Consider the following 16,175-nt stretch of genomic DNA (forward strand, 5'->3'; position numbering starts at 1 on the left):
CGACCGGGCCGGCATCACCGGCACCGACGGCCCCTCCCACAACGGCGTGTGGGACCTGTCGGTGCTGGGCCTCGTCCCCGGCCTGCGGATCGCCGCGCCGCGCGACGCCGACCAGCTCCGCGCCCAGCTGCGCGAGGCCGTCGACGTGGACGACGCGCCGACCGTGCTGCGCTACCCCAAGGAGTCCGCCGGCGCGCCCGTCCCCGCGGTGGACCGGGTCGGCGGTACCGACGTCCTGCGCCGCACCGGCCGCCCCGATGTGCTGCTGGTCTCGGTGGGCGTGATGGCGCCGGTCTGCCTGCGGGCCGCCGAGCTGCTGGAGGCCCGCGGCATCGGCGTCACGGTCGTCGACCCGCGCTGGGTGCGGCCCGTCGACGACGCCGTCGTCCGTCTCGCCGCCGGGCACCGGATGACCGCCGTCGTCGAGGACGGCGTCCGCGCGGGCGGCGTCGGCGCGGCGGTCGGCCAGGCACTGCGCGACGCGGAGACGTATGTGCCGCTGCGGACCTTCGGCGTCCCCGAGGAGTTCCCGCCGCACGCCACCCGCGGTGAGCTGCTGGCCGATCTCCGGCTCACCCCGGCCGAGATCGCCGGCCGGCTCGGCGCCGCGCTGACGCGGAAGGAGACCACCCGGTGACCGGATTCGACCTCGCGGGGCTGCTGGCCGCCCGCGGCGGCGAACGCTACGAGCTGCACGCCCGGTACCTCAACCACCAGCTCCCGCGGATGCTGCACACCATCGGCTTCGACAAGGTCTACGAATGGGCCGAGGGCGCCTACTTCTGGGACGCGGAGGGCCGCGACTACCTCGACATGCTCGCCGGCTTCGGGGTGATGGGCCTGGGCCGGAACCATCCCGTCGTCCGGCAGGCGCTGCACGACGTACTGGACGCCGGTCTGCCCGACCTCACCCGTTTCGACTGCGCCCCGCTGCCCGGCCTGCTCGCCGAGAAACTGCTGGCCCACGCACCCCACCTGGACCGGGTGTTCTTCGGCAACAGCGGCACCGAGGCCGTGGAGACGGCCCTGAAGTTCGCCCGCTACGCGACCGGCAGGCCCCGCGTCCTGTACTGCTCCCACGCCTTCCACGGCCTGACCACGGGATCGCTCTCGGTCAACGGCGAGGACGGCTTCCGCGACGGGTTCGCGCCGCTGCTCCCGGACACCGCGATCGCGCTGGGCGATCTGGCGGCGCTGGAACGGGAGCTGGCCCGCGGCGATGTCGCGGCGTTCGTCGTCGAGCCGATCCAGGGCAAGGGCGTCCACCCCGCTCCGCCCGGGTTCCTGCGCGCCGCCCAGGAGCTGCTGCACCGCCACAAGGCCCTGCTGATCGCCGACGAGGTCCAGACCGGCCTCGGCCGCACCGGCGACTTCTTCGCCTACCAGCACGAGGCGGGCGTCGAGCCGGATCTGGTCTGTGTCGCCAAGGCGCTGTCCGGTGGCTTTGTGCCGGTCGGCGCGACCCTCGGCAAGGACTGGATCTTCAAGAAGGTCTACTCGTCGATGGACCGGGTGCTGGTGCACTCCGCGAGCTTCGGCTCCAATGCCCAGGCGATGGCGGCGGGCCTGGCGGTCCTCGCGGTGATGGAGGACGAGCGGATCACCGACAACGCGCGGCGCACCGGGGACCTGCTGCGCGGCCGTCTCGCCGCGCTCACCGAGAAGTACGAGCTGCTGCACGACGTCCGCGGCCGCGGCCTGATGATCGGCATCGAGTTCGGCCGCCCCCGCTCGCTGACGCTGCGCGGCCGCTGGACGATGCTCCAGGCCGCGCGCAAGGGCCTGTTCGCGCAGATGGTGGTGGTGCCGCTGCTCCAGCGGCACCGCATCCTCACCCAGGTCTCCGGTGACCATCTGGAGGTCATCAAGCTGATCCCGCCGCTGATCATCGGGGAACGCGAGGTGGACCGGTTCGTCGAGGCGTTCACGGCCGTGATGGACGACGCGCACAACGGCGGCGGACTGCTGTGGGACTTCGGGCGGACGCTGGTCAAGCAGGCGGTGGCGAACCGCTGACGGGCGCGGACGGCGGCGGGGGAGCGGTGGCCCCCCCGCCGCTGTCCGGTGCCGGGCGTCAGTCGGTCAGCAGCCGCTCCCGCAGCCGCTCGCGGACGGCGGGGGTGAGGCGCAGGCCCTCGGCCAGATAGGTCTCGGTGGAGCCCCAGGTCTCCTCGATCGCGCCGAAGGCGGCCGCCAGGTACTCGGCGCGCGCCCCGAACAGCGGTGACAGCAGCTCCATGACCTCGGGGGACATGCCGTCGGCCGCGCTGTCCGAGCGCTGGATGCGGTAGCGCCGGTTCGGGTCGTCGGACTTGAGGTAGTCGGCCTCGATGGCGTCCCGTTCCACGCCGACGGCCAGCAGGGTCACGGCGACGGACAGCCCGGCGCGGTCCTTGCCGGCCGCGCAGTGCATCAGCGCGGGCACGCTCTCCTCGGCCAGGGCGTGCAGCACCCGGCTGTGGTCCTCGGTACGGGTGGTGACGATGTGCCGGTAGGTGGAGGTCATACGGGCCGCGCCCCGGCCGTCGCCGAGCGCCGCCCGCAGCTGGTCGAGCGCGCCGTCGCGGACCATCACCCAGAACTCCGCGCCGTCGGCCGGGTCGGTCAGCGGGATGTTCACATTGCGGACGCCGGGGAGGGTGACGTCCGGGCCTTCGAGCCGGATGTCCGCCGCGTTGCGGAAGTCGAAGATCGTGTGCAGTCCGAGGCCGCCGAGGAAGGCCGCGTCCGCCTCCGTGGCGTGGGCGAGGTGGCCGCTGCGGAACAGCCGCCCCTGCCGCACCCGCCGTCCGTCCACGGTCGGCAGTCCGCCCACGTCCCGGAAGTTGCGCACCCGCGCGAGCTGCGGCTCGGCGGCCTGTGGAACCTGCGGCGTCTGCGTCACGGGCGCTCCTCGGGGTCGGCGGCCGGCACGGTTCGCCGGCGGGGCGGGGCCGTCTTCGACGATACGGCACCGGGGTTCGGCAGGATCAGGGTGAGGTGCCGGACCGCGTTCGCCAAGGGGCACCGATCGAACGAAGACAGTCATAAAGGCAAGCGATCGTATTCCAACTTGGCAAGAATTTGACCAAGTGGTGTTAATCACCGCTCGTCAACCCCTGGTTACGGTGGCGTAGGTCACTTCCGGGAGGGAAGGATGTCCTGACGTGGCAGACGATTCGAAGAACATCAGCAGCGGCGCCGGGAACGGCGTCATCGGGTCGTACGCAGCCGTCGGGGACAGCTTCACCGAGGGGGTCGGCGATCCCGGCCGTGACGGGGCGTACATCGGTTGGGCCGACCGGCTCGCGGTCCTCCTCTCGGACCAGTGCCCCGCCGGGGAGTTCCGCTACGCCAACCTCGCCGTGCGCGGCCGCCTCCTGGACCAGATCATCGAGGAGCAGGTGCCCCGGGCCAGGGACCTGGCCCCCGACCTGGTGACCTTCTGCGCCGGCGGCAACGACATCCTCCGTCCGGGCTCGGACCCCGACGATGTCGCCGAACGCTACGAGGCGGCGGTCGCGGCCCTGCGCTCCTCGGTGGGCACGGTGGTGCTGTGCACCGGCTTCGACACCCGCGACATCCCCGTCCTCAAGCATCTGCGTGGCAAGATCGCGACATACACCGCGCATGTGCGGGCCATCGCCGACCGGCACGAGTGCCGGGTCCTCGACCTGTGGTCCCTGCGGTCCGTGCAGGACCGGCGCGCCTGGAGCGAGGACCGGCTGCACCTCTCCGCCGACGGGCACACCCGCGTCGCGCTGCGCGCCGCGCAGGTCCTCGGGCTGGACGTACCGACCGACCCCGACCAGCCCTGGCCCCCGGAGGCCGAGCGGTCGGCCGCCGAGGCCCGGCGCGACACCATCCACTGGGCCCGGGAACACCTCGTCCCCTGGATCGGCCGGCGACTGCGCGGCGAGTCCTCCGGCGACCACGTCGAGCCCAAGCGCCCCGACCTGCTCCCGCTGTAACCCGCGCCACCCACGGCCCCGGCTCCGCACCCGCGGGGACCGGGGCCCGCGCGTACCCGCGACCCGAGCGCGCGCGTACCCGCCGGTCAGGCCGTCCGGTTCCCGTAGGGGCACGCCCCGGTCCTCCGGGCATACGGCAGATCGGCCCACACCACCTGGCCGAGGCCGGTGTCGTCCGGATGGCACCCCCAGTTCTCGGACAGCGCGCCGACGAGGAACAGGCCCCGTCCGCACTCCTTGTCCACACTGCCGGGCTGGACGTGCGGCGCCGAGGGATTCCGGCCGCCCTGGTCCGTGACCGCTATCCGGATGTACCCCCCGAGCAGCGTCAGGGCGCAGCCGACCTTCTCGCTGTCGGTGTGCCGGAGCGCGTTGGTGAACAGCTCGGACACCACCAGCTCCACGTCGTCGCGGACCTGTTCGTCCGCGCCCCACGCGCGCAGCAGCGCGGTGACGCGCCCGCGCGCCTCGGAAACGGAGGCGCGGTGCGCCGGCAGGTGGAACGCGTCCTGCGGGACCGGGGCGACAACGCCGCCACAGCGCCCTAACGAAGGAGCGTTGTTGGAGGAAGCCACACCGCAACTATGTGCGATGTCGGTCACTGATGGCAAGGATCAGTCTGCAAATTACAGAATCGTATGTGCAGTCTGTTGCCGCTCGCTGACGTCATGACACACTGCTGACCACCAGAGCCGGTTGGGGAGGGATCAGACGTGGCGGATGCACGGTCGGGCGGGGCGCCGACCGTCCTGCGGGTGGTGCTCGGAAAGCGACTCCAGGACCTGCGCGAGAAAGCCGGACTCAGCTACGAACAGGCCGCCGCGGCCCTCGACGTCACCCACGCGACGATACGCCGCATGGAAAAGGCCGAGGTCGGCCTGAAGATCCCGTACGTCGAGAAGCTGCTGGCCACCTATGGCGTCGCCGACCGCGGCGAGACCGAGAGCTTCCTCTCCCTGGCCCGCGAGGCCAACCGCCCCGGCTGGTGGCACCGCTTCCGCGATGTGCTCCCCGACTGGTTCAGCGCCTACGTCAGCCTGGAGTCGGAGGCCCAGCTCATCCGCGGCTACCAGCCGCACTACGTCCCCGGACTGCTCCAGACCGAGGACTACGCCCGCGCCGTGCTGCGCGCCGGCATGCCCCACGCGCCCGCCGCGGACATCGACCGCGCCGTCGCCCTGCGGAGGGAACGCCAGGCGCTGCTCACCCGCGAGAACGCGCCGACGCTGTGGGTGGTCATGGACGAGACCGTGCTGCGCCGCCCCATCGGCGGCCCCGAGGTGATGCGCCGGCAGATCGACCGGCTGGCCGAGGCCACCGCACTGCCCAACGTCCGGCTCCAGATCATGCCGTTCGCCGCGGGACCGCACCCCGCGATGTACGGGCCGTTCCACATCTTCCGCTTCCCGATTCCGGAACTCCCGGACATCGCGTACGCGGAGAGCCTCGTCGGAGCCGTGTACTTCGACCAGCGCAACGATGTCTCGCAGTTCCTGGAGGCCCTGGACCGGATGTGTGCGCAGGCCGCGCCGGCACACACCACCGAGGCCGTTCTGGACGGCTTTCGCAAGGAGATCTGAACCATGGATCGCATACGCATCTACAACGGCATGCCCGCCAGGGAACTGGGCAGCGAGGGCTGGCACAAGCCGTGGAGCGGCGGCAACGGCGGCGAATGCGTCGAGGCCATGCGGCTGACGGACGGACGGGTGGCGCTGCGCCAGTCCACCGACCCCGACGGACCCGCGCTGATCTACACCCACCGCGAGATCGTCAGCTTCATCGAGGGCGCCAAGGCCGGCGCCGCCGACTTCCTGCTCACCGCGGCACCGGCCTGCCACACCGGACGGAGGACGGCATGACCGACCAGCACATCCCCGAGGGCCCGCTCACCCCCCGGATACCCGAGGGCATCGCCCGCGCCGGCTTCACCGCCGAACAGATCGACACCAGCCGCCCGCACCCGGCCCGGATGTACGACTACTACCTCGGCGGCCGCGACAACTACGAGGTCGACCGGACCGCCGCCGACCGCGTCATCGGGGCCCACCCCCAGGTCCGGCTCAGCGCCCGCGCCAACCGCGCCTTCCTGGCCCGCGCCGTGCGCGCCCTTGCCGACAGCGGCGTCCGCCAGATCATCGACATCGGCACCGGCATCCCCACCTCGCCCAACACCCACGAGGTGGCCCGCGCCGCGGCCCCGGACACCCGCGTCGTCTACGTCGACAACGACCCGATCGTCGCCACCCACGCCGGGGCGCTGCTCACCGCCACCGCCGACACCGGCTTCGTCCTCGGCGACGTCCGCGACCCCAAGGCGATCCTCGACCACCCGGTCGTCCGCGACCTCATCGACTTCGACCGCCCGGTGGCCGTCCTGCTCATCGCCGTCCTGCACTTCGTCCGGGACGACGAGGACCCCGCCGGCATCATCGCGGCCCTCGGCGACGCCCTGCCCGCCGGCAGCCACCTCGTCCTCTCGCACGCCACCGGCGAGCCCTACGAGGGGTACCCGCAGGGCCGCACCGACGTGGCGGCCCGCGACGACGTCGTCAACGTCTACAAGAACGCCACCGCCACCCTCAACCTCCGGAACAAGGCGGAGATCGGCCCGCTCCTCGGGCCGTTCACCCCGCTGGAACCGGGCGTCGTCCGGGTACCGCTGTGGCGGCCCGACGGCGAGGTGCCCGACCCGGAGGAACTCAACAACACCATCTTCTACGGGGCGGTGGGCCGCAAGGACTGACCCGCGGGCTCCAAGGACGCGTCCAGCGCGTCCCGCCCGATCAGCGCGGTGTGGGTGCCCCGCGCGGTACAGGCGTACGCCCCCGCGACGGTGCCCCGCCGCGCACACTCCTCCAGCCCCTGACCGGCCAGCAGTCCCTGGAGGAAACCGGAGGTGAACGCGTCCCCGGCGCCGTTGGTGTCGACGACGGGGCCCGGTGGCGCGGCCGCCGGGACATGCCGCGGCGTACGGTCGTCGGGGGTGAGGAGATAGGCGCCGCCGGCACCCGCCGTGGCCACCACCGCATGGGCGCGGCCCTCGCGCAGGATCTCCCGCATCACCGCCCCTATGCGCTCACCCGCCCCGGCCGTGCTCAGGAACACCAGGTCGGAGCGGAGCGCGAAGTCTCGGTGGTGCTCGTCCAGCCCGTCCCAGTCGTGCAGGTCCGTGGAGACCGGCAGGCCCAGCGCCGCGATGTCGTCGTACAGGAAACGCGCGAAGTGCGTGATCGTCAGATGGACGTGCCGCGCACGGCGCAGGGCCGGGAGATAGTGCTCCGCGGGCATCCGCAGGTCCAACGGGTCCCGGGCGTCGTGGAAGGACGTCCGGCGGCCGTCCGGCGCGACGAGATTGACCGCGCGCCGGGTGCCGTGCGGGGAGACCAGAGGCCGGAAGTCCACGCCGCTGCCGGCCAGCCGCTCGCGGACGAGGGTGCCCGGGTGGTCGTCCCCGACGAAGTCCACGAAGCCGGTGGCGAGCCCGAGGGCGGCGCAGCCCAGCGCCACGCCGAGCCCGGTGTGACCGGCGTACTCGCGGACCGGGGGGACCGCGAAGGAGTCGGCGGCGGGCACGGGCAGCGCCCCGACCCGCACCACGGTGTCCACACCCGACCCGCCGACGACGAGCACGTCGTACGACGGGGTTTCCCGCTGAAGTGTCACAGGTGTCCTTGCGTCCTTTGCCGGTGAGACGGTGTGCGGAAGGGGTACGTCCGCAGCCGGGAGTCTAGACGCAGGTCATCGCACCGACGGGGCGTCAGTGACGGGCGTGACCCGCGGGAGACGGAGGATGTCCGAGAAAGCACGTTTCGCCGTGCCGACCGGGCAACTCGACGCCGTACCCGGGGACGGCCCGCCCGGAAAACCCGCTGCGCCGCCGCCCCGCCGCGCGGCAGGCTGCACCATGGACTGGACCACGACCGGCGACCTCGACGCTTTCGACGCCGCCACGGGCGGCTTCCTGGCGGACCGGCCCGTCGAACACACCTTGCTGGCGACGGTGACCGCCACCCTGCGGACGACCGGCACGGCCGCCTACGGGGACGGTGCGCCGCTGTTCGGCTGGTGCCGTGAGCACCCCGGAGCGGCGGTGACCGGGGCCTTCGTCTGGACCCCGCCGCGGCCCGTACTGCTCTCCCCGATGCCGGGGGCCGCCGCGGACGCGCTCGCCGCCCTCCTCGCCCGGGAGCGGCACCCGGTACCCGGGGTCAACGCCCGCCGGGCGACCGCCGCCGCCTTCACCGCCGCATGGCGCCGCCACCACGGCGGCCGCACGAGGGCCACCGGACACCACCGGCTCCACCGGCTCGCCGACCTGACCCCGCCGACCCCCGCGCCACCGGGTGGCGCACGGGCCGCGACCCCCGCCGACCGGCGCCTCCTGCACTCCTGGTTCTCGGCCTTCGCCCACGACACCGGCACCGCACCGCCCCGCGACCCCCGGCACGTCGACGACCGGATCGCGCACGGTCGTCTCCTGCTGTGGGAGACCGGCGGACGGCCGGTCGCGATGGCCGGCATCACCCCGGCACCCGCCGCGACGGCCCGGATCGCCCCCGTCTACACCCCGCCCGGCCTGCGCGGCCGCGGTTACGCCGGTGCGGTCACCGCGGCCCTGTCCGCGCGCGCCCTCGCCGCCGGAGTGACCCGGCTGCTCCTCTTCACCGACCTCGGCAACCCCACCAGCAACGCCCTGTACCAGCGGCTGGGGTACCGGCCCGTCGAGGACCACACCGTCTGGGAGTTCACCACCGAACGCTGAGCCCGCGGCCCGTCCGCCCCGACCGGAACGTGCCCGGGGCGGGCCGCCGGGAACGGAAGACGCAGGAGGCGCCACCGGGCGGCAGGGAAGCCGCACGCTTCCGGAACCTGGCGCACGCGCGGTGCGTTCCCTACGCGACTGCCCCGACCACAGGAGGTGCCGTGACCGGATACCGCCCCCGCCGCACACCGCTCGCCGCGCTGCGCCCCGCGAGCCTCGGCGCCGCGCCCGCGGGCGAGCGCCTCGCCAGGATGCGGAGATCACCGCAGTTCGTCGACGGCGAGTTCCGCAATCCGGTGCCGATACGGGAGGACTTCCGGGGCAGCGCCCTGCCGATGGTGCGGGCGCATCTCCACCGGGCGGCACGACTGCGCAGGGCGCCGGTCGCCCCGATACCGCTGCACCGCCCGACCGCCGACTGGCGCCGCCCGCCCGTCTCCGGACTGCGGATCACCTGGCTCGGCCACTCCAGCGTGCTCGCGGAGATCGACGGCCTCCGGGTGCTGTTCGACCCGGTCTGGGGCGAACGCTGCTCCCCGTTCACCTGGGCGGGACCCAAGCGGATGCACCCGGTACCGGTCTCGCCGGCCGAACTGGGCCCGGTCGACGTCGTGGTGATCTCCCACGACCACTACGACCATCTCGACATGTCCACGGTCCGGGGGCTCGCGCGCACCGGCGCCGCCTTCGTCGTCCCCCTCGGCATCGGCGCCGACCTGGAGTTCTGGGGCGTCGCCGCCGACCGGATCACCGAACTGGACTGGCACGAGTCCACCCGCGTCGGCGACCTCACCCTCACCGCCACACCGGCCCAGCACTTCTGCGGCCGCGGACTGCGCGGCCCGCAGCACACCCTGTGGGCCTCCTGGGTCGTCGCGGGCCCCGCGCACCGTGTCTTCCACAGCGGCGACACCGGTTACTTCCCCGGCTTCGCCGACATCGGCCTCCGCTACGGCCCGTTCGACGCGACGATGATCCAGATAGGGGCCTACAGCGAGTTCCGGCCCGTCCTCCACACGGGCGGCGCACCGCACCCGGGGGCCTGGCCGGACGTCCACATGACCCCGGAACAGGGGCTGCGCGCCCACCGCGGCCTGCAACGGGACGACCCGTCCACCGGCGTCGTCCTGCCCATCCACTGGGGCACCTTCAACCTGGCCCTGCACCCCTGGGCGGAACCGGGGGAACGCAGCCTCTACGCCGCCCACGAGACCGGCGCCACCCTCGCCACTCCGATACCCGGCGAGTCCTTCGAACCGGCCGACCCGCCCGCACCCCGCCCCTGGTGGCGAGCGGTGGCGGTACCGCCCGTACGGGGCTGGGCCTCCTGGCCGCCGGTCGCGTCGGCCGTTCCCGCCCTGGCCGCCGAGTGGTGAGTCCGGAAGGGCGGGGAGGAGGGAGCACCGCGGTGCTGTGAGCGGGGGCCATGACCGGCAGCAGGTAGTGAGTGCTACGGGCCCCGGGGGTTCTCCCGGAAGCCGGCGGTCGCCGTCCGGCCGGGAGAACCGCGAGGCCGGCGAGCGCGTCGTCGCCGGCGCCGTGGTGGGGGAGGAGTTACTCGCCGAGCCGCTTGATGAACTCCTGGGCCTTCTCGACACCGGTGTCGATCTTGTCGCTGTACTTGCCCTCGGTCTTGTCGTCGATCAGCTCGCCGACCTTCTCCAGCCCCCCGCTGATGGCCTCCCCGTGCGACCCGGCGACCTCGGCGGCCTTCTCCTTCAGGTTCTTCAGCTCGTCGAACATCGGTGCATCTCCCCTTCGGTACGGATACGGTGTCGGGCCCGGCACGGACAGCGGCACGACAGACATATGCCGCAGGCCGGACGCGGAAACATGATCCCACGAAGGGCGGCGAACAGGGGAAACGTCGTACTGGACGCCCCTGGGCCGGAGCCGGTGCCGGAGGCGTCGCCGGCGCTGCCGGATCCTGTGCGCCGGTTCATGCGGGGCCGGGTCGAGCGGAGACGGGGAAGGGGCCGGGCGGGTGAGGTCGTGGCGGGCTGCCGGGGTGTGTTGTCCGGGTCATGCTTCTGCGGCAGGAGCGCTCTCCCCGGGGCGGTGGACATTTGCGTTCGGAATTGGGTGGGTGCTCGGAGTTGAGGCGTTCGTCAACCTACCCCTTCGGGGTGCGGTGCGAATCCCTCGCGAGTGTGGTTTGCCGTGGCAATCAACACATCGTAGGACTATATGAGTTGAGGGGCGGTGAACGTCATGGTGAGGGTGCGTGACAGGCACCCGATCGTCCACGGATCAAGGAGGGGCTCATGGCGACGTACAGCACGGAGATCCAGACGGGCGGCGGCGGTTGGCAGCCGGACGCGCCGCTCAAGCTCAGCATCGTGAACCGCAACGAGGTCGTCCCCCAGAGCGGCGCTCCCGCGACGGGGACGACGGTCACCTGGAGCGGTGACGCGGGGAAGGGCTCGGTGACGTTCTTCGACGGCGGCAGCAACTTCCAGGGAACCGCCCAGTTCCCCGGCGAAGGCCCGGTGGCATACCGCGGCACGCGTACGGGCTGACCCAAGACCGTGGGGCAGGTCGTGCCAGGGGACCTGCCCCGCACTGCCCGGGGCGCGCCCGAAGGGCGGGTCCGGCCCGCCGGACACGGTCCGGGCCCGCCCTGCCGCGGGGCCTCGACCGCCGAACGGCGCACACGTCCGCCGAACCACCTCCTGCGGTGTCCCGGGCGCATTCGAGGCTGACGGGGGTCAGGCCAGCAGTTCGCCGAGACCGGTCATCGACGGACGAAGATCGTGGCGGATGGAGAACTCGGTGGACAGCATGCGTTCACGGACGGTCGCCGGGAGGGCGGCGAGGAAGCCCGGAGCGGCGCCCCGCTCCCGTTCGCTGTCGTGCGCCAGGACGGCCGCCCACTTCTGCTCCAGCCAGGGCCCGACATCGACGGTCGCACTGATCCACTCGTCCGGGACGCTGAGCATCGGCGCGCCCGCGCGGGACAGGTGCGCGGTCCACGCCCGACGACAGTGACTCGTCGTCCGGGTGCGCGTACACCGCGAGCAGGCTCGGAACAGACATGGACGGTCCCCTTCCGTTGCGGAACAGCCGGGCGGCCCGGCCCGTCAAGCCTTCCGCGACGACGGCGTCACGTCCCGGGAACCGGATGGACCGGCGCGGGCTCCCGGCCCGCCGCCCGTGGCCGGTGCGTGCCTTTGGCCGCATGCCCCCTGTTCCTCGGACGCGGCACCGGGGGAAGCTGAGCGGATGTCACTCCACACCGCTCTCCACGACCTTGTCCCCGTACGTCACCCCCTCGTGCTCGCGCCGATGGGCGGAGTGTCCGGCGGGGAGTTGGCGGCGGCCGTCTCCCGTGCCGGTGGGCTCGGCATGGTCGGTGGCGGACGGGAGGGCCCCGGCTGGCTGGACCGTGAACTCTCCCTCGTCAAGGAGAGAACCGCCCACCCCTGGGGCGTCGGCCTGCTGACCTGGGCCGCCGATGTCGAGACCGTCGAGCGGGCACTGGCGTACGGCCCCACGGTGATGATGCTCTCCTTCGGGGACCCCGCCCCCTTCGCGCCGCGGGTGCGTGACGCGGGCGTCCTGCTGATGGTGCAGGTCACGGACCTTGAGGAGGCGCGGCGCGCACTCGACGCCGGAGCGGACGTGATCGTCGCCCAGGGGACGGAGGCCGGCGGGCACGGTGGCCGGAGGGCGACGCTTCCGCTGGTCCCGGCGGTCGTCGACCTCGCCGGTTCCGTGCCGGTGCTGGCCGCCGGAGGCATCGCCGACGGCCGGGGCCTGGCGGCGGCCCTCGCCCTCGGCGCCGCGGGCGCGCTGATCGGTACGCGTTTCCAGGCGAGCGCGGAGGCCCTGGTCCTGCCCGGAGTGGGCGAGGCCCTGGTCAGGGCGCGCGGGGAGGAGACCGAACGCAACCGGGTCCTCGACGTCGCCCGTGGCGCGGCCTGGCCCGAGCGGTACCCCGCCCGGACCCTGCGCAACGGCTACCTCGCGCGGTGGCGGGGCCGCGAGGACGAACTCCGCGACGACGCGGCGGCCAAGGCGGCCTACCGGGAGGCGGCCGCCAGGGGAGACCTCGACGTGATCCCGGTGTGGGCCGGCGAGGGCGTCGACCTCATCACGGATCTGCGGCCCGCCACGGAACTCGTCGCCGCGCTCATGGCCGAGGCCGAAGAGGCCGTCGACGCCCTGGCCCGTATGAGGCAATCAGAGGGGTAAAGCACCTCCGCTGAACGGGAGTTCATGCCCGGAATCCCGGTCATGGGGAGCCCGCCCTCACGCCGTGCCGCCGACGCCGCTCGCGCTCGGTGCCGTGACCGGTCCGCAGGGGCGTTCCCCGTGCTCGGGCGGCCCGTGCCGGGGAGCGTTCCGTTCGTCCTCCGTCCGGGTACGAGGGTTCATCCCGTGGGTGAGGTGGCGTCGCATCAGGCGCCCCACGGGGCCGTCGACCAGACGGTGGACGGCGGCCGAGAGCAGCAGGGAGAAGACGAGGCCCAGCGCGATCGACGGCAGTACCCCGAGTGCGGGCACCTTCTGGAGCAGCCCCTTGGCCACGGGTATCCCGATGCTCTGGTGCACCAGGTAGAAGGGGTAGGTGAGCGCGCCGGCGGTCACCAGCCACCGCCACCGGAGCCGGGCGAGCGGGCCGCAGGCGGAGAGTACGAGAAGGACGAGGAACGCGGTCAGCAGTGCGGCGCAGACGGCCCAGGAGAGCGCGCCCCCCTGGGAGGGCTTCACGGTGTGCGACGCCACCCGGTCGTGGAGAACGGTGAGTTCGTAGCACCAGGCGAATCCGGCCAGCAGCCACAGCACCAGGTTCTGCCCGAACCGGTGGATCAGATAGAGCGCGATCCCCGTGACGAAGAGTCCCGCGTACTGGCTGAGGAAGAACTCGTCCAGCATCTCCGAGCGCAGCTCGCGGGCGACGACGGCGAGGGTGAGCCAGACCCCGCAGAAGGCGAGCATCCGGCGGTAGGTGAGCCCGATGCACAGCATGACCGCGATCAGCAGATAGAAGCGGGCCTCCACCCACAGCGTCCAGGCGACACCCTCGATCAGGGGGATTCCCAAAGGCCCCGGGAACATCGTCAGATTCCCCAGCACCGTCCGGAGGTCGATCGGCGTGGCCGCCTGGAGATGGAGGACCCGCGCGGTCAGCACCAGGCACACGACCATCAGGACGGCGCACCAGTACGACGGGAACAGCCGGGAGACGCGGGAGACGACGAACTGCGCGGGGGTGCGCCCCCAGCAGCTCATGCAGATCACGAACCCGCTGATCAGGAAGAAGAATTCCACGCCCAGCCAGCCGTAGCGGCTGATCTCGTGCAGCGCCGGGGCGAACTGCCTCGGGTCGTGGGCACCCCAGAAGTGCGGCGTCGTCGTCCCCACGTAGTGGTAGGCGGCGACGGCGAGGGCGGCCACCAGGCGCAGTCCGTCGACGGCGGCCAGCCGCGGACCTCCGGCCGTCCGGTGCGCGGGCGCCCCACCGGGCCGGGGGCTCCGCCGTACCGCTCGGCGAAGGCGCCCGGAAAGCGTCGGACTGCTCGGGAACATACGGATCCTCCAGGCACAAGGGTGGGGGAGCGTCGAGGAAGCGACCCGTTGACTATAAGTGATGTGTATACATGCGGCGCATAGTGGGGGTGCCGGGCCTCCGGGTGCGTGCGGATCTCGGTGGGTCAGCCTTGCCGCCCCGCGGAATCCCCCGTTCAGTGCGCTGTCGGTGGGTGCGGTCCGTGCGGGAGCGATCGTGTGTGAAGGAAGTTGCCGACGCCTCGCGGACTCGCTGTAACTCCGTTCACTGGAACGTAAGTTCGCGTTCCCTCGCACTATTGTGCGCAGTACGCCCACTCAAGGAGGTGGCGAGGGGTAGCGAAACCCCGAAGTGGGTCCGAACCCCACCCGGGCAACAACTAGCGTGCGGATTCCGTGAACTGCCAGCGGCCGATCCGGAGGGCACCAATGCCTACCGCAATTCCCCCGGGACCCGCGTCCCGGGAGACTCAGAGGTCCTCAGGACCCCAGGGTTCCCCGGGGGACGCCCCTGTAACCACCGCCGTACGGCGGCGGGAGCACGACGGCGGACGGCACGGCCGGGCCGTGTCCCCGGAGACCGCCGCCGACTCGGCGATACGGACCAGACTGACCCGGCTCGCCACCGTGCCGGCCGTCCTGGCCGCCGTCCTGTGCGCCGCCGCCTGCGCCTTCGCGCTCCAGGCCGGCGGCGCACAACTGACCGGCCGCGTCTGGGCGGTCCTCGCCGGCGCCCTCGTCCTGGTCTGCGCCGTCGTCCTCGTCGCCGCCGTCATGGCCCGCGCCGAGGCGCAGCACGCCGCCACCCGCCGCGCCCGGCTGCGCGAGGCCAGCGCCCGCAGCCGCTCCGACCTCTACGACCTGCTGGAACGCGTACGGCGCGGCGAACGGCTCCAGCGCCGCCCCGCCGACACCGCCACCGTGCACGGCGGCGACCCCCTCGACCTGGTCGCCCGCGAGGTCACCGCCGCGGGGCGGGCCGCCGAGGCCGTGGTCGTCGACGCGGTCGCGCTCGCCCGCAGCAGTGCCGTCGGCGACGCGCAGAAGGTCGAGGTCTTCGTCAACCTCGCACGGCGCCTCCAGTCCCTCGTCCACCGCGAGATCGCGCTCCTGGACGACCTGGAGAACCGCGTCGAGGACCCCGACCTGCTCAAGGGCCTCTTCCACGTCGACCACCTGGCCACCCGCATCCGCCGGCACGCAGAGAACCTCGCCGTCCTCGGCGGCGCCATCTCCCGCCGCCAGTGGACCCGCCCGGTCACCCTGACCGAGGTACTGCGCTCGTCCATCGCCGAGGTCGAGCACTACCCCCGGGTCAAGCTCGTCCCCCCGATCGAGGGCACCCTGCGCGGCCACGCCGTCGCCGACGTCATCCACCTCCTCGCCGAACTCGTCGAGAACGCCTGCGTCTACTCCGCGCCGCACACCCATGTCCTGCTGCGCACCCAGCTGGTGACCGCGGGGCTCGCCGTCGAGGTCGAGGACCGGGGACTGGGCATGGAGGCCGACGAGCGCGCGTACCTGAACGAACTCCTCGCCGACCCCGAGCACATCGACGTCCCCGAGATGCTGCACGACGGCCGGATCGGCCTGTACGTGGTCTCCTCCCTCGCCCGCCGGCACGGCATCGCGGTCCGCCTCCAGAGCAACATCTACGGCGGCGTCCAGGCCGTCATCATCCTGCCGCAGGCCCTCCTCGGCCCGCTCACGAGGGACGACGGCGCCGGCCGCACCACGCCCTCCGGAACCGAACCCGCCCCGGCGGACGCCCCGGCGCACGGGACCTCCCCCGACCCGGCGCACGGCCATGAGACGGGCCGCCACGACACCACCACGGCCGCCGCGTACGGCCACGACGACGGCCCCGACGCCCGCGCGGGCCATCGGGCGCCTCCCTCGGATCACGCCGTCGAAGTTCCCGCCGACGACGGCCCGTTGGCGGACCCCCA

Annotated in this window: 17 protein-coding genes; 11 read left to right on the forward strand and 6 right to left on the reverse strand. The window is 72.9% G+C overall.

Annotated features, from left to right (window positions below; all coding sequences use genetic code 11):
* Both AC51EU_RS17025 and AC51EU_RS17030 read left to right on the forward strand, forming a co-directional pair.
* Positions 1-637, forward strand: a 637-nt coding sequence (locus AC51EU_RS17025; RefSeq protein ID WP_496267816.1) for a transketolase C-terminal domain-containing protein, incomplete at its 5' end; no start/stop codon positions are given.
* Positions 634-2,016, forward strand: a complete 1,383-nt coding sequence (locus AC51EU_RS17030) for an aspartate aminotransferase family protein (RefSeq protein WP_496267817.1) — start codon at positions 634-636, stop codon at positions 2,014-2,016. The genes AC51EU_RS17025 and AC51EU_RS17030, both read left to right, overlap by 4 nt.
* A gap of 58 nt (positions 2,017-2,074) precedes the next feature.
* Here the strand turns inward: AC51EU_RS17030 and AC51EU_RS17035 are convergent, their stop codons facing one another.
* On the reverse strand, positions 2,075-2,884 hold the full coding sequence (locus AC51EU_RS17035; RefSeq protein ID WP_496267818.1) for a tyrosine-protein phosphatase: 810 nt from the start codon (positions 2,882-2,884) through the stop codon (positions 2,075-2,077).
* 262 nt (positions 2,885-3,146) lie between these two features.
* On the opposite strand from AC51EU_RS17035, the gene AC51EU_RS17040 reads away from it, so the two are divergent.
* On the forward strand, positions 3,147-3,950 hold the full coding sequence (locus AC51EU_RS17040; protein ID WP_496267819.1) for an SGNH/GDSL hydrolase family protein: 804 nt from the start codon (positions 3,147-3,149) through the stop codon (positions 3,948-3,950).
* Positions 3,951-4,036: 86 nt separating this feature from the next.
* Here the strand turns inward: AC51EU_RS17040 and AC51EU_RS17045 are convergent, their stop codons facing one another.
* Positions 4,037-4,525, reverse strand: coding sequence for an ATP-binding protein (locus tag AC51EU_RS17045; RefSeq protein WP_496267820.1), 489 nt, complete (start codon positions 4,523-4,525; stop codon positions 4,037-4,039).
* Between the two features lie 138 nt (positions 4,526-4,663).
* On the opposite strand from AC51EU_RS17045, the gene AC51EU_RS17050 reads away from it, so the two are divergent.
* Genes AC51EU_RS17050 through AC51EU_RS17060 form a run of 3 tightly spaced genes read left to right on the forward strand, consistent with a single transcriptional unit; the run spans position 4,664 to position 6,696 of the window.
* Positions 4,664-5,530 carry a Sco1979 family transcriptional regulator gene (locus AC51EU_RS17050; protein ID WP_496267821.1) on the forward strand — a complete coding sequence of 289 codons (867 nt, stop codon included), beginning with the start codon at positions 4,664-4,666 and terminating at the stop codon, positions 5,528-5,530.
* Between the two features lie 3 nt (positions 5,531-5,533).
* Positions 5,534-5,812 carry a DUF397 domain-containing protein gene (locus tag AC51EU_RS17055; protein WP_496267822.1) on the forward strand — a complete coding sequence of 93 codons (279 nt, stop codon included), beginning with the start codon at positions 5,534-5,536 and terminating at the stop codon, positions 5,810-5,812.
* Positions 5,809-6,696 (forward strand): SAM-dependent methyltransferase, encoded by an 888-nt coding sequence (locus AC51EU_RS17060; RefSeq protein ID WP_496267823.1) that lies wholly within the window; start codon positions 5,809-5,811, stop codon positions 6,694-6,696. Before AC51EU_RS17055 ends, AC51EU_RS17060 begins: the two co-directional genes overlap by 4 nt.
* Here AC51EU_RS17060 and AC51EU_RS17065 read toward each other — a convergent pair.
* Positions 6,669-7,616, reverse strand: a complete 948-nt coding sequence (locus AC51EU_RS17065) for a carbohydrate kinase family protein (protein WP_496267824.1) — start codon at positions 7,614-7,616, stop codon at positions 6,669-6,671. The genes AC51EU_RS17060 and AC51EU_RS17065 overlap by 28 nt on opposite strands.
* Positions 7,617-7,743: 127 nt before the next feature.
* Here AC51EU_RS17065 and AC51EU_RS17070 point away from each other — a divergent pair, with 127 nt between their 5' ends.
* Both AC51EU_RS17070 and AC51EU_RS17075 read left to right on the forward strand, forming a co-directional pair.
* Complete coding sequence (locus AC51EU_RS17070) at positions 7,744-8,715, forward strand: GNAT family N-acetyltransferase (protein WP_496267825.1); 972 nt, start codon at positions 7,744-7,746, stop codon at positions 8,713-8,715.
* 161 nt (positions 8,716-8,876) lie between these two features.
* Entirely contained in the window at positions 8,877-10,091 is a 1,215-nt protein-coding gene (locus AC51EU_RS17075) for an MBL fold metallo-hydrolase (RefSeq protein ID WP_496267826.1), read from the forward strand.
* A 178-nt stretch (positions 10,092-10,269) separates the two neighbouring features.
* On the opposite strand, the gene AC51EU_RS17080 is transcribed toward AC51EU_RS17075, so the two are convergent.
* Complete coding sequence (locus AC51EU_RS17080) at positions 10,270-10,458, reverse strand: antitoxin (RefSeq protein ID WP_496267827.1); 189 nt, start codon at positions 10,456-10,458, stop codon at positions 10,270-10,272.
* 521 nt (positions 10,459-10,979) lie between these two features.
* On the opposite strand from AC51EU_RS17080, the gene AC51EU_RS17085 reads away from it, so the two are divergent.
* Positions 10,980-11,234 carry a hypothetical protein gene (locus AC51EU_RS17085; protein ID WP_496267828.1) on the forward strand — a complete coding sequence of 85 codons (255 nt, stop codon included), beginning with the start codon at positions 10,980-10,982 and terminating at the stop codon, positions 11,232-11,234.
* 189 nt (positions 11,235-11,423) lie between these two features.
* Here AC51EU_RS17085 and AC51EU_RS17090 read toward each other — a convergent pair whose 3' ends face one another.
* On the reverse strand, positions 11,424-11,654 hold the full coding sequence (locus AC51EU_RS17090; RefSeq protein WP_496267829.1) for a hypothetical protein: 231 nt from the start codon (positions 11,652-11,654) through the stop codon (positions 11,424-11,426).
* 283 nt (positions 11,655-11,937) lie between these two features.
* Here AC51EU_RS17090 and AC51EU_RS17095 point away from each other — a divergent pair, with 283 nt between their 5' ends.
* A complete protein-coding gene (locus AC51EU_RS17095) occupies positions 11,938-12,909 on the forward strand; it encodes an NAD(P)H-dependent flavin oxidoreductase (protein ID WP_496267830.1) in 972 nt (323 codons plus the stop codon).
* A 57-nt stretch (positions 12,910-12,966) separates the two neighbouring features.
* Here AC51EU_RS17095 and AC51EU_RS17100 read toward each other — a convergent pair whose 3' ends face one another.
* Positions 12,967-14,247 (reverse strand): acyltransferase family protein, encoded by a 1,281-nt coding sequence (locus AC51EU_RS17100; RefSeq protein ID WP_496267831.1) that lies wholly within the window; start codon positions 14,245-14,247, stop codon positions 12,967-12,969.
* Between the two features lie 546 nt (positions 14,248-14,793).
* Here AC51EU_RS17100 and AC51EU_RS17105 point away from each other — a divergent pair.
* A partial coding sequence (locus AC51EU_RS17105; RefSeq protein WP_496267832.1) for a sensor histidine kinase occupies positions 14,794-16,175 on the forward strand: 1,382 nt, incomplete at its 3' end.

This window comes from Candidatus Streptomyces philanthi (assembly GCF_059553635.1).